The sequence below is a fragment of the bacterium genome (genome assembly GCA_021372615.1).
Taxonomy (GTDB): domain Bacteria; phylum Armatimonadota; class Zipacnadia; order Zipacnadales; family UBA11051; genus JAJFUB01.
Genome location: JAJFUB010000073.1, coordinates 1 through 13,211 on the forward strand (window position 1 = coordinate 1; position 13,211 = coordinate 13,211).

Annotated in this window: 10 protein-coding genes; 5 read left to right on the forward strand and 5 right to left on the reverse strand. The window is 69.4% G+C overall.

All coding sequences use genetic code 11. The annotated features are described in order from the left end of the window. The 3 genes from LLH23_10655 to LLH23_10665 all read right to left on the reverse strand — a co-directional run. Nucleotides 1–186, reverse strand: a 186-nt coding sequence (locus LLH23_10655; protein ID MCE5238939.1) for a hypothetical protein, incomplete at its 3' end; no start/stop codon positions are given. Next, entirely contained in the window at nt 186–674 is a 489-nt protein-coding gene (locus tag LLH23_10660; GenBank protein MCE5238940.1) for an L-2-amino-thiazoline-4-carboxylic acid hydrolase, read from the reverse strand. The genes LLH23_10660 and LLH23_10655, both read right to left, overlap by 1 nt. Nucleotide 675: 1 nt before the next feature. Beyond that, nucleotides 676–2,994, reverse strand: coding sequence for a hypothetical protein (locus LLH23_10665; protein ID MCE5238941.1), 2,319 nt, complete (start codon nt 2,992–2,994; stop codon nt 676–678). A gap of 81 nt (nt 2,995–3,075) precedes the next feature. Between LLH23_10665 and LLH23_10670 the strand changes: the two genes are divergently transcribed. From LLH23_10670 to LLH23_10690, 5 genes are all read left to right on the forward strand, one after another. Then, on the forward strand, nt 3,076–3,996 hold the full coding sequence (locus tag LLH23_10670) for a class II fructose-bisphosphate aldolase (GenBank protein ID MCE5238942.1): 921 nt from the start codon (nt 3,076–3,078) through the stop codon (nt 3,994–3,996). Continuing rightward, on the forward strand, nt 3,983–5,563 hold the full coding sequence (locus LLH23_10675; protein MCE5238943.1) for a hypothetical protein: 1,581 nt from the start codon (nt 3,983–3,985) through the stop codon (nt 5,561–5,563). The genes LLH23_10670 and LLH23_10675 overlap by 14 nt, the downstream gene beginning before the upstream one ends. A gap of 3 nt (nt 5,564–5,566) precedes the next feature. Then, on the forward strand, nt 5,567–6,022 hold the full coding sequence (locus LLH23_10680) for a GyrI-like domain-containing protein (protein MCE5238944.1): 456 nt from the start codon (nt 5,567–5,569) through the stop codon (nt 6,020–6,022). Between the two features lie 15 nt (nt 6,023–6,037). After that, a complete protein-coding gene (locus LLH23_10685) occupies nt 6,038–7,444 on the forward strand; it encodes a hypothetical protein (protein ID MCE5238945.1) in 1,407 nt (468 codons plus the stop codon). Between the two features lie 172 nt (nt 7,445–7,616). Next, nucleotides 7,617–8,552, forward strand: coding sequence for an alpha/beta hydrolase (locus LLH23_10690; GenBank protein ID MCE5238946.1), 936 nt, complete (start codon nt 7,617–7,619; stop codon nt 8,550–8,552). A 98-nt stretch (nt 8,553–8,650) separates the two neighbouring features. Here the strand turns inward: LLH23_10690 and LLH23_10695 are convergent, their stop codons facing one another. Beyond that, nucleotides 8,651–12,232, reverse strand: coding sequence for a UvrD-helicase domain-containing protein (locus LLH23_10695; GenBank protein ID MCE5238947.1), 3,582 nt, complete (start codon nt 12,230–12,232; stop codon nt 8,651–8,653). After that, nucleotides 12,222–13,211 (reverse strand): PD-(D/E)XK nuclease family protein (locus LLH23_10700; protein MCE5238948.1); only part of this gene is annotated, 990 nt, incomplete at its 5' end. The genes LLH23_10700 and LLH23_10695, both read right to left, overlap by 11 nt.

The following is a 13,211-nucleotide window of genomic DNA, read 5'->3' on the forward strand; positions in this document are numbered from 1 at the left end:
CGCTCCCACGGCTTCGCGGTCGGTGACCGCTCCCACGGCGTCGCGGTCGGTGACCGCTCCCACGGCTTCGCGGTCGGTGACCGCTCCCACGACATCGCGGTCGGTGACCGCTCCCACGGCTTCGCGGTCGGTGACCGCTCCCACGGCGTCGCGGTCGGTGACCGCTCCCACGCCCTGCTCGCCCACTACGTCTCCTTTGGCACGAACGCGAACCGGCAGCACTCCCCGCCCTTGCACTTGCTGTGCGCGAAGTCGAACTCGGGCTCCTGGCCGAACTCGGCGGCCCAGCCGTTGGCCTCGTTGGTGCAGATGATCCGCGCGACCTGGGCCGCGAGGTGCAGGCGGTCGGACCTGGCCAGGGCGTCATACCACGGGCACTGCGTGATGCGGATCTCCAGGCGCTCGGGCGTCTGGCTCACCTCGAAGACATGCCCCTCCGCCGCCAGCTTCAGCCCGAGCGCCTGGGCGAGGGCGTCCAGCGAGTTCGCGGCAAGGCCCAGGATCTCGCGGGCCTTGCGGGCCTGGAGCTTGGGCATGACCTGCCAGACGGCGTCATCCAGCTCCAGCGCGGCCTCCAGGCCCAGGCGCTGCTCGCACATCACGAACCACAGGCCGTCCACCGCGCCGTATGAACGGCGGAGCATCTCGACCATCTGCGCATCGTTGTAGGTCATCTCACTTCCCCCTCGCGTTGCCGGCCTCCCACAGGCCCTTCTGCTGCTCGGCCACGAGCGTGCCGCACTGGCTGAAGACATTGCCCCGGTAGAGATTGGCCGGGGCCTGGCCGAGGCGGTCCAGGTACAGGCCGAGCACCGCGCCGCCGGTCTCGTCGAAGCCGCTGAAGAGGTTGTCCAGCAGGTCGAAGCGGCCGCGCAGGGCGAGGGCTTCCTTGACGCCGGTGGCGTCCCCGCGCGCGATGGTGTTGCCGGTGAAGACGGAGGTCGCGCTGCCGTAGCTGTCGAGCACGACGGGCACGGTGCAGCCGGTGATGGTGTTGGCGCGGATCAGCCAGTTGGCGGAGGCCGCCGGGTACACCTCGAAGACATCGCCCGGCTTCATGGCGCGAGGCTCGCGCAGCGTAAAGCGGCAGGTCTCGGCGTCGCAGCCCTCCAGGACCGACTGGCCCACCACCTTGGCGCCCTCCAGCCAGACGACGTGCCAGCCCTTGTAGTCGTGTCCCGGCGGGCGGCCGGCGGGGACGCCGCTGTAAGCGGTGGTCAGGAAGGTCCGGTCATCCACGACCTGGTCCACGCGCGACTGCGCACGCGTCGTGACGAGGCCCTGGCCGCAGTTGCGGATGAGGTTGTCGTGGACGATCAGGTTCACCGCCGGCTCCAGCAGGCGTAGGCCCGTGACCTTCGGGTCTGCCGCCCCGCGCACGTAGACCTGGTTGTTGCACACGGTCGTGTCATTGGTGCTGACGCCGATGCCGTAGCGCGCGACGGGCGTCTCCTCGGTGCAGGTCAGGTCAATGATGTTGCCGCTGATGATGGTGTTGGTGGAAGGGTAGTGGGTCAGGTCGGCGCGGCCGTTGGACTCGATGGCGGGGGAGTTGAAGTTGATGAAGAGGTTGTTGCGGATGATGACCTGGGTGGAGCCGTGGGAAGTGACGACCATCGGGCCGCCGCGCTTGCCGGCGTAGCGGTTGCCGGCCTCGAAGACGTTGTCGGCAACGATGTGCTGCCCGGCGCCGAGGGTGGCGAACGAGGCGTCGCGGTTGGCCGTGCCCAGATTGCCCATGGCGATGGTGCCGGCGTTGCGCACGTAGTTGCCGATGAAGTGCATGAAGCGTGAGGCGCCCTCCCACGAGCAGCCGCCGACATCCACGATGCGGCAGTACAGGACGCTGGTGTTCTCGGGGCCCAGGTTCCAGTCGTTGAAGCCGTTGCGCGCGCAGTCCACGGCCGAGCAGCGCAGGTAGGTCGTCTGCTTGGTGCTGGTGCGCGGCGGCGGGGCGATACGGCTGGCCCCGCCGGAGACGAAGGCCTCCTGGCTCATGCGGCGGGCGTGGCAGTTCTCGACCAGCACGCGCTCGGTGCCGGAGATGGCGACCGCCCCCGAGGTCTTCAGGTAGAACCCCCAGAGCCCGCGCCCACCGAGGGTGTTCATGTAGCCGGCCTGATCGGCGTGCTCGAGGCCCATGTGGCCGAGGAGGGTCAGGTTGCGCAGCGTGGCCTCGCTCCCGCCGGACAGCGACACGCAGGTCCCGTTGCCCTCGCTGATGTCAAACACGACATCCTCGGGGCTGGCGCCCTGGACGGTCAGGCCGGAGGGGTTGCGCAGGACGACACCCCGGGCCAGGCAGTAGCGTCCCCTGGGGATGAACAGGTTGCGCTTCTGCTTGATGGCCTCATCCAGGGCCGCCTGCAGGGCAGCATCATCGCTATGGCGCACCACGGCGTCGGCGGCGCTGCGGTTGGCGGCGTCCTTGAGGGTCAGGACATTGCCCTCGATCTTCTCGATGCGACTGAGGAGTTGGTCGCGAGCGCTGAAGACCACCGTGTAGCCATCCTGCCACTCGAAGGGGTGGAAGCGGATCTCGGTGCCGCCGCTGAGGGCGTGCCACTGGTCATCCACCACGCCCCCGTCGTGCCACGTGCGGCAGAAGTCGTCGGTCCAGCGCCACTTGGCCGGGCTGCTCTGGACGACGTCCACGATGTAGACGAACCAGCTCCCGGCCGCGCCGTCGTAGCCACGGAACTCCATCTCGCCTTTGAGCGGGCGTTGCTTCTCATACGTCGCGCGCGGTCCCCACAGCCCGGCGCGCCCATACTGGACGTTGCAGCGGGAGACCATGACGCCCTGCCCGACCTTGAAGTCGCCGATGTCCTTGACCGTGACCTGGCTCGAGCCGGCCGTCGTGGTGGCCCCGGTCGTGAACTCCGAGCCGGAGGCGTTGAAGTCAGCGGCGTTGAGCCACCCGGCGGGCGGCTGGGCCAGGGCGAGGGCGCACAGACTGCTCAGCACGAGGAGGAGGGGAGCCAGGTATCGCATGGCAGAGGCAATTCAGTATGCTCCGCCCGCCGACCTCCCTGCAGGTGGCGCCCGGTCGGGGCGCGAAGCTACGCCGTGCCCATGATCGAACCGTCCTGTCGCCAACTGGTCCGTCGCGCCTGGGAGATCGGCACCGCCATCCCCAGCTTCAACATCCCGCACCTGCCGATGATGGCGCCGGTCGTGCGCGCCCTGCGTGAAACCGACACGATGGGCCTCGTCGCCGTCGCGCGGGTGGAGTGGAAGCGCTTCGCGGCCGGCAGCCCCGGGGCGATATATGAGGAGTACGAGCGGGTCAAGGACGAGCGCTTCACCCGGCTGCACCTGGACCATATCCCGGTGATTGACGAGGACGATGAGCAGGTGGACTACCTGCCGCTGCTGGCCGACGCGCTGGAGCTGGGGTATGACTCGGTGATGGTGGACGGGTCGCGGCTGCCGCTGGAGGGCAACATCGCGGCCACGCGGGCAGTGGTGGAACTGGCGTGGCAGAGCGGGGCGGCGGTCGAGGCCGAGCTGGGGGCCGTGTTTGGCCATGAAGCCGGGCCGCCCCCGCCCTACGAGGAGCTGTACGCGAGCGGGCGCGGCTTCACCGCTGTCGAGGAGGCCCGGCGCTTCGTGGCAGAGACGGAAGTGGACTGGCTGTCGGTCGCCATCGGGAACATCCACGGGGCGGTCAGCGGGGCCGCCAAGAGCGAGAAGAAGGTCCAGGCGCGACTGAACCTGGAACACCTCGCGCGCCTGCGCGAGGCCGCCGGGGTGCCGCTGGTGTTGCACGGCGGCAGCGGCATCCAGCGAGAGTGCGTCCTGGCAGGCATTGAGGCGGGGATCGCGAAGATCAACATCGGCACGAACATCCGCCAGCCGTACGAGGCGGCGCTGCCCCAGTCGGTGGAGGCGGCGCAGCAGGCGGTGTACGAGACGGTCGTGGCGCTGGTGACGGAGGAGCTACGGGTGGCGGGGTCGGCGACGCACCTGGAGGTCCATGGTGAACGGTCCTAGCGTGCTGGTGTTGCCGTTGGTGGTGCTGCTCGTGCTCGCCACGTTGTCAGCGCGGGCAGCGGAGGAGACGCTGCTGGAGGCCTCGTGCCGGCTGGACCTCGGAGCGGACATCGGGCAGAACTTCGGGTCGCTCTTCGAGGTCCGGGACGCGCAGGGGCGGACGGTCATGGGCGCGGGCTTCCCGGGCGTCTACAACACCCACGTGCGCAATGAGCGTTACAGTCTGCAGTTCTACATGCGCCCGCCGGGGGAGGCAACCGAGGCCCGGTTGGAGCCGCACAGCAAGCCCGCGGCCAAGGTGGGCGGGACGTACCTGTTTGACAGCAACGGGCGGCTGTATGCCTTCGACTACAGCAGGCTGAAGGTGTGGGAGGCGGGGCAGTGGCATGATGACCCGGTGCTGCCACCCGATCAGTCCGTCCGCGGCGACGGCGTCACCCGGGTCGGCGACGGGCTGCTCGTCTTCAGCCGCAGCACGGTGCGCTACAACGACCAGGTGATCCTCCCGGCGCCGGCGGAGGGCGCGTACTCGCGCTACTACTACGGCAACGGACATCTGTGCTTCTACTACACGAAGCCGGGCGAGGGCGACGGACACACGTATCTGTACGCCTGCCCCTGGACGCCGCCGCTCTCCGGGCAGGCCACGCCGGTTGACCTGTCTCGGGCCCAGGTGCTGCAACTCACCTACACCGGAGAGACCCCGTTTTCGTGGGGGCAGTGGCGCGATCAGATCGTCACCTGCGCCAACACTGGCGGGTTCTACATGTTCGACGGCGCATGGCATGTGTTGCGCCAGCCGGACAAGCGCGTAAGCTACCAGATCTACACGATGGTGAACTGGGGCGACCGCTTGCTCATGGGGCAGTACCCTTCGGGCAACCTGTTTGCGTATGACGGCAGCACGATCGCGCCCCTGAAGGACTGGCCGCCGGTGATGCCGGGCGTGTCGGGCGGCGCGCGCGAGTGTCAGGCGGCGGCGATCTACCGGGGCGAGTTGTACGTCGGCGTGTGGCCGTGGGCCGAGGTGTGGCGGTACGACCGGGACGCCGGGCAGTGGCGCCTCGCGGGACGGTGCTTCACCCGACCGCCGATCACCGACAAGTTCCAGCACCCCTACGAAGAGGACATCCGGGCCTACAACGAGGCGAACAAGGCCAACATCGTCTTCAACGACTGGGGCCAGCGGGCCACGAGCATGACCGCCGTGGGTGACGCCTTCTACATCGGCACCTCGGCCAAGGGGCCGTTCAACCGCAACGACAAGCTCGCGTTCTTGACCGACGAGGTCTTTGCGGAGTACGGTCGCGTCCTGAAGCTGACGCTGCCGGGGAACCTGTCAGTCAACTTGACGAACGCCAACGTGCTGATGGACCTGCGGTTCGTGGTCACGCGGCGCGCCCTGCGCGTCTTCCGCGACGGGAAGCTACTGGCCGAGCAGACGCTCTCACCGGAGTTCACGGCACCGGTCGAGCCCGCGCGGATCGTCTGGCGGGAGGGCGTCTTTGGGCCACTGCAGGGATCGGTACGGCAACTGAGGGCCAGTGTGCCCGTCGGGAGGCAGTGAACCATGGAACTACGCCTTGAGCAGCGCGCGGCTACCACGATCATCGGCGTGGCGATCGTGGGCAACCCGAAAGCGACGGACTTCCATGACTTCTGGGCCAATCAGTTCATGCCGCGCGAGGCGGAACTCAAGCCGCTGAGCCTCGACGGCGCGTACTACGAGGCGTTCTTCTGCGCCGGCGACCCCGAGCACGTGGAGATGGTGGCGGGGATGGCCGTGGCCCCGGATGCCACGCCGCCGGCAGGGCTCGTCAAGCGCGAACTGGCAGCGACGACGTACGCGGTCTTCGACTGCACCGTGGGCACCATCGGGGCGACGTGGGCGACCATCGAGCAGTGGCTCAGCGAGTCGGAGTATGAGTACGACCGCGAGCAGCAGGGGGACTTCGAGTACTACCCACCGGACACGAAGGATCAAGACTCGCCGGTGCAGATATACGTGCCAGTGAAAGCGAGATAGCTCAGGAGGCTCACCATGGACGTGAAGAAGACGACCTTTGCCGTGTTCTTTGGCAACCGAGGGTTCTTCCCCGGATCGCTGATGGCTTCGGCCCGGGAGGAGCTGCAGAAGGTCCTGACCAAGCTCGGGCATGAGGTCCTGATGCTGGATGCCGGGGCCACCCGCCATGGCGCGGTCGAGACCCCCCGCGAGGGCGAGACATACGCCAACTTCCTGCGCAAGCACCGCGGCAAGTACGGCGGCGTGATCCTGTCGCTGCCGAACTTCGGCGACGAGACCGGGGCCATCGCGGCACTCAAGGACTGCGGCGTGCCGATCTTCATCCAGGCCTACCCTGATGAGATGGACAAGATGGCTCCCGCCACCCGGCGGGACTCGTTTTGCGGCAAGTTCTCCATCATGGACGTGTTCTTCCAGTACGGGCTGAAGTTCACGATCCTGCCGCCCCACACGACGGCGCCCTCATCCAAGCGCTTCGCCGAGCAGGTGGACTTCTTCGACCGTGTCTGCCGCGTGTACAACGGCATGAAGGGCATGGTCGTGGGGGCCATCGGCGCGCGCACGACGGCCTTCAAGACCGTGCGCATTGATGAGCTGGCCCTGCAGCGGCACAACATCACGATGGAGACGCTGGACCTGTCGGAAGTTTTCTACCGCATGGACAAGCTGCGGGCCTCGACCAGCAAGTACAAGGCCAAGGCCGAGAAGCTCGCGGGCTACGCCAACTGGAAACGGGCGCCGGAGTGCGCTTTCGACCGGCTCACGCGGCTCGGCGTGGTCCTCGACGAGATCGTGGACGAGTACCAGCTCGACGCGCTGGCGGTGCGCTGCTGGGTGGAGATGCAGACCCAGCTTGGCATCTCGCCCTGTGTGCTGCTGTCGGAGATGAACGACCGCGGCGTACCCACGGCCTGCGAGGTGGACATGGGGAATGCCGTCACGATGTACGGGCTGCGACTGGCCTCGGGCAATGTCACTACCTGCCTGGACTGGAACAACAACTACGGCGACGAGGATGACAAGTGCATCCTGTTCCATTGCGGGCCGGTGCCGCAGACGATGATGACCAAGAAGGGCGACATCGTGGACCACGCCATCCTGGCCAACGCCGTGGGCCAGGGCTGCGCCTTCGGCTGCAACGTCGGGCGCATCAGGCCGGGGGCCTTCACCTTCGGCTCGATGCTCACCGAGGGCGGGAAGCTCAAGTACTACCTGGGCGAGGGCCAGTTCACCAAGGACCCGATTCCGGCGGACTTCTTCGGCTGCGGCGGCGTCGCGGAGATCCCGAACCTGCAGGAGGCGCTGATGAAGATCGGCTACGCCGGCCATCGCCATCACACCAGCGTCAGCCCCGGCTCGGTCGCCGCGCCGGTGCAGGAGGCCTTTGAGAAGTACCTGGGGTATGAGGTGATGAGGGTATAGAGGCGGGGTTCGGGATTCGGGGTTCGGGATTCGGGAATCGGGATTCGGGAATCGGGATTCGGGAATCGGGATTCGGGAGGCGGGCCGGCCTTGTGCCGGCCCGTCGTGCTTCCCGGAATGCGCTGTTCGTGGGGTCCGTCTACTGCATCAATACAATGCCGGGAGACCGCCGATGAAACGCTTGTGCTTCGCCCTGCTCATCGCGCTGTGCGTCGCTTCCCTCGCCTCCTGCCAGCCGCCGGCCGGGCAGGCTCCGCCGCGGCAGTTCCAGCCCCCGGAGGACCTGGAGTACAAGCCCGATGTCGTCTTCGCCACCGTCAACGGGCGGGATCTGCACATGACGCTTGTGTATCCGAAGCAGCCGCCGAGCGTGCCGATGCCCGTGGTGGTGTGGGTGCATGGCGGGGCGTGGCGGGCCGGGTCATACAAGGGCGCCGGGCAGCTCATCGGCCTGGCGCGGCAGGGCTACTTCTGCGCCAGCATCGAGTACCGCCTCAGCCAGGAGGCCATCTTCCCGGCGCAGATCGAGGACTGCAAGGGGGCGCTGCGGTTCCTGCGCGCCCATGCGCAGGAGTACCGCCTCAACCCCGACAAGATCGGCGTATGGGGCGGCAGCGCCGGGGGGCACCTGGTAGCCCTGCTGGGCACGTCGGGCGGGGTGAAGGAGCTGGAAGGGGACGTGGGCGGGAACCTGGAGCAGTCCAGCGCCGTGCAGTGCGTGGTGGACTTCTTCGGCCCGTCGGACATGACGACCATGATCGCCGACCGGGGCGCCCGCATCCTGGTGGATCAGGCCACGGGCCTCACGCCGGAGGAGGCGCTGATCGGCGGGAAGACCGAAGAGCATCTGGAAGTGGCGAAGGCCGCCAGCCCCGTCACATACGTGGACAAGTCGGACCCGCCCTTCCTGATCGTGCATGGCGAGGTGGACAAGACCGTGCCGATCAAGCAGTCCGAGCGCCTGGACGAGGCGCTGCGCGCGGCGGGCGTGGACTGCACCTTCATACGGGTCAAGAACGGGGGGCACGGGTTCGGGCCGAACTGCGACCCCTCAGCGCAGCAGATCAACCAGATGGTGATGGAGTTCCTGAACAAGCATCTGAAGTAGCGGGGGCGTGGGGCGGGGTCAGCCCCCTGCGGGACCTGCGGTCCCTCCGGGGACAGACCCCTGGGTGACTGGCGTAGTGACGCAGGGCTGGGGCGGGGTCAGCCCCCTCCGGGACCTGCGGTCCCTCCGGGGACAGACCCCTCGGCACAGGCCCAGCGCAGGCCGCAGCGCTCGCAGCTCTCAGTGCACCGGCAGTCGAACTGCCCGGCGTGGATGCCCGCGATGGCCGCGGCCGCGTCGCGCTCCGCCTGCGCCGTCTCCTCTTCAGTCAGGGGGACGATCTGCGCGCGGTCCAGGTAGGCGATGAGGGCGGCGCCGACGGCGCGGCCGAAGGACCGCAGGCCGGCGCAGTACAACCCCAACTGGAAGACGTGGTCCGCGTCGGCCTCGCCCTCCGTCTCATAGCCGGTCTTGTAGTCCAGCGCGCACAACGCCTGGCCGGTCTCCGCCACCGCGTCAATCTTCCCCTCCACCAGCGCCCCCTGCAGTGCGAAGGCCACGGGCACTTCGCTGCGCAGGCCCGCGGCCACCGCCACGCGGTCGGCGTAGACGGGCTGGGCCAGGTACCACCGCAGGCGGTCCAGCATCTCCTGCCGGTCATCGTCAGCCACCATGCGCCAGCCCAGTGCCTGCCGCAGGGCGTCGGCGGCTTCAGGGGGGCCGTCGCGGCCGATCAGCTCGAGCGCGCGGTGCATGATGTCACCGCGCTCGGTCGCGGGCAGCGAGCGCTCCTGCACGGCCGTCGCGCCCAGCCCGCGGTCATCGGCCAGGCCCGCCAGATAGCGCAGATAGTAGTAGCGCGGGCAGCGGCGGTAGGCGGACAGGGCTGTGACCGTGAAGCGCTGCACGGCAGCATGGGCGAGCGGCTGCGGGACCAGGCGGCGGAGCACCTCCGGCGCGTCCGCTGGCGGCAGGGCCGGGGTCGTGGGGCCGCGGCTGTGCGAACCCGTCAGCTCATCCGTCGCCATCACGTGCACGCGCACCCCTGGCATGGCACACGTGCCGGCCTCGGGGTCCAGGTCCATCGCCCCGGCGAGCCACTCGTACCAGCCCTCGGCGGAGCGGTGCCCCAGCGCCGTGCTGAGCACGAGGCGGTCGCGGCAGCGGGTCAGCGCGACATACAAGAGGCGCTTGCGCTCGGCGAGGTCTTCGGCCTGGTCAAGCTCGGCCATCAGCCGCGCGACCGGCGGCCAGGGGCGCTTGCCGCCGACCTCGGGGCAGGCGATGAGCCCGAAGCGGCGATGGGTGCGGACGGCGCTGCCACGGCCGCCGCCGTCGTGGGCGAGATCGGGGACGATGACGATGGGCCACTCGAGGCCCTTGGCGGCGTGGACGGTCATGAGCTTGAGGCAGTCGGCCTGCTCCTCGACGACCGGGGCTTGGGCCATGCGCTCCTCGGTGGTGACGAGGTCGCGCAGGACATCAATGAAGTCGCGCAGGCTGTAGTTACCGGCCGCCTCGAACCCGGCGGCGATCTCGATGAGCTTGCGGACGTTGCCGATCTGCTGGTCGCCGTCGTAGAGCCCGGCGACGGCGGCGGTGTAGCCGGTGCGCCGGACGGTCTCGGACAGCAGGGCCGAGAGCGGCAGGCGGTTCTTGAGCCGCCGCAGCGTGCGGAACTGCTCCCAGGCGAACGCGGCGTGGGTGGCCTCGCCCGCGGCCAGGGCGTCCTGCTGCGGGTGCCGGCCCTCGGCCACGAGCTTGAGGCCCTCGGCCAGTGTGTCCGAGCCCTGCTTGAGCCAGAAGAGCGTCTCATCCGACAGGCCGAACAGGGGCGAGCGCAGGACGCCGGCCAGGGCGATCTCGTCACGCCAGTTCTCCAGCGCCGCCAGGAGGTTCGTCAGGTCGCGGACCTCCTGGCGAGTGAAGAAGCCGCGCCCGGCGGAGGTGTGGTAGGCCAGGCCGGCCAGGCGCAGCGCGCGTTCATAGAGGCGGATGGAGGTCGTCGCGCGGAAGAGCAGGGCGATGTCGCGCAACTGGCACGGCCGGGCGCGCTCCTCGCCGTCGTCGTCGCGCTCGTACACCTGCAGCTTGCCCAGGTTCTCCTTCAGCCACGCCGCCAGCGCTGCGGCCTCCGCCTCGCGACGCTCCTCGGCATTGGTCGCCGCGTCGGCGCGGGCCAGCACGATGTCACAGCACACGTCGTCCTCGGGGGCGTCGCGGTGGGCCTGCAGGGGCTCGTAGAAGGCCTCGTACGGCTCGCGGCCCTCGTGGTCCGGACCCATGAGACGGGGGTCGGCGAAGAGACGGTTGTGCAAGTCCACCAGGTGCGGGTGGCTACGGAACGTGACCGCCAGGCGCTCGCGCTCGGAGCCCTCGGTGGCCCCGAAGTCGCGGCGCACGGCATCGAACACCGTGACATCGGCATCGCGGAAGCGGTAGATGGACTGTTTGGCATCCCCGACGACGAACAGTTTGCCGGGGGGCGGCAAGAGCGGGGCGGCGGGCGGCGGTTGCAGTTGCGGCTCGCCGCTGGCCACGAGCCAGAGCAGGTCACGCTGCAGGGAGTTGGTGTCCTGGAACTCGTCCACCAGCACATGCTGGTAGCGCTCGTGGCAGTCGCGGCGCACGCGCGCGTTGGTGGCGAGGAGGTCGCGGACCAGCACCTGCAGGTCCTCGTAGTCCAGGCGGGCCTCCTCGGCCTTGGCCTGCTGGAAGGCGTTCAGCGCGTGGTGGGCCTCCAGGTAGACGGCGGCGGTCAGCTCCGCGGCGGGGGTCGGGTCGGCGTCGTCGTCGCTGCACAGATCGCCGATGCTGTCAGCGGGCTCCTTGCCCTTGTTCTTGAACTGGCGGCAAGCCTCGGCGACGGCGGCCATCTCGCCCTCGCTCCAGCCCTGGCCCTTGCCCGGAACGTTGCCGAGGGTGGAGATGCGGGCCAGGCACGCGAGGCGGTCCGGCAAGGCCGCCGCGCGGTTCTCGGCCCCGCCGATCAGGGCCAGGAGGTCCACGCGGAGGCCCTCCAGCCGGTCCTGGCTGTCACTGCCGCGGTGTTCGCGCAAGGTGGCGGCATGCCGCATCCACGCCGGGGACATGACGAGGAGGTTGAGGCGCTCGCGGGTGATGTTGTCCTGCTCCGCGGCCCAGCGGGCCAGCAGGTCGGCAGCCGTCGGCGGGGCTTCCAGCTCCGCCTGCCATGCCTCGCGCGCGCGCACGAGCTTCCTGACCGCCTCCAGCGCGCCCTGCAGGCCCAGCGCGGCCACCGCTGTCGCCGCCGAGGGCTCGTCGGCATCCAGCCGGTCCAGCAGCGACCGGCGCAGCGTCTCCTGCAACAGCAGGGAGTGCTGGACCTCGTCCATGACCGCGAAGCCGGGGTCGAGGCCGGCGCGGAGGGCGTAGCGGCGCAGCAGGCTGGTGCAGAAGCTGTGGATGGTGCTGATGGGCGCGTTCTCAAGCTGGCGGGCGCGGTGCTGCCAGAGGGCCGCCGTCTCGGCGTCGTCCGTGGCCAGGGCCTCGCGCTCGCACTCCCGTCGCAGGCGCGCCTTCATGTCGCGCGCCGCCTTGTTGGTGAAGGTGACGGCCACGATGTCGGCAATGTCCACGCCCGCCTGCAACAGAGACAGGTAGCGCGCGGTGAGGGCCTGCGTCTTGCCGCAGCCGGCGCCGGCGTCGAGGAAGATGTTGCGGTCAATGGTCTGCGCCGCGCGGAGGCGGACGTCCTGGTCGGCGGGGTCACGACGCATCGTCCTCACCCCCCGCCTTGGCCTGCGCGCGCCAGGGGAAGTGCCGGCAGATGTCGCCATAGTCGCAGAAGCCGGAGCAGTCGGTGGGTGCGACCGGGAAGCGCCCCTGGCGGATGTGGTAGACGTGCGCGGCGGCCCAGCCGAGGGCCGACCGGATGTACGCGTCGGGCGAGAGGTAGCGCGTGTTGCCACCGACCTTGCGGACGAGGCTGACGGGCTGGCGGTACTGGTAGTAGGCCCAGCCGCAGCACTGGGGCGGGGGCTGCAGCCCGCCGAGGACGGCGGCGGCCGCGCCGAGGGCGTAGAAAGGCATCTGGAAGTCCTGCCCGCTCTCGATGGCGTTGGGGCTGGCGCCGCCCCCGCCCTTGTAGTCATAGACGGCGTACGGCTGGGCCTCGCCCGGCGGCACGTGGCGGAGCACGTCCACGCGGTCAATGTGGCCGCAGATGTGCAGCGGCTCCGTCGCGCCCTCGAGCGTGACGTGCAGGTCGTAGTCGGCCTCGAAGGCGCGCGGGACGAGGCCGGTCTTGGCCAGCTCCGCCTGCTCGTAGTCCACCAGGGCCAGCAGGTTCTCTTCCAGGTCCTGCCGGGCCAGCTCCCACAGCTTGCGGTGGGTGACAAGACCCTGGTGCTCCCACTCGGCGAAGGCGCCGGCGATGGTCCCGCGCATCGCGTCCCGGGCCTGCGCGGGGTCCTGCACGGCGAGGGGCTCGTCGGGGTGTTGGGCCTGGTGTGCCGAGAAGAAGCGCCTCAGGATGCGGTGGGCCAGGACGCCGAGGTCGCTGAGCTCGACTTCCTCCTGCGGCACTTCGAGCGTCTCCAGGCGCAGCACGCGCTCGAGCAGGAAGCGGAAGGGACAGCCGCCGTACAGGCCGAGGGCACTGGCGCTCCAGCGATGGTCAGGGCCGAAGGCATGGGCGAGTTGCGTGTGGACCGCCGGGCTGCGCAACACGCCGTCATGCGCCTCGAACGGCTCCCA

Coding starts and splice junctions, on each gene's coding strand:
- LLH23_10665 (MCE5238941.1), bottom strand. CDS start 2,994: ATGCGATACCTGGCTCCCCTCCTCCTCGTGCTGAGCAGTCTGTGCGCC.
- LLH23_10690 (MCE5238946.1), top strand. CDS start 7,617: ATGAAACGCTTGTGCTTCGCCCTGCTCATCGCGCTGTGCGTCGCTTCC.
- LLH23_10695 (MCE5238947.1), bottom strand. CDS start 12,232: ATGCGTCGTGACCCCGCCGACCAGGACGTCCGCCTCCGCGCGGCGCAG.
- LLH23_10660 (MCE5238940.1), bottom strand. CDS start 674: ATGACCTACAACGATGCGCAGATGGTCGAGATGCTCCGCCGTTCATAC.
- LLH23_10685 (MCE5238945.1), top strand. CDS start 6,038: ATGGACGTGAAGAAGACGACCTTTGCCGTGTTCTTTGGCAACCGAGGG.
- LLH23_10680 (MCE5238944.1), top strand. CDS start 5,567: ATGGAACTACGCCTTGAGCAGCGCGCGGCTACCACGATCATCGGCGTG.
- LLH23_10670 (MCE5238942.1), top strand. CDS start 3,076: ATGATCGAACCGTCCTGTCGCCAACTGGTCCGTCGCGCCTGGGAGATC.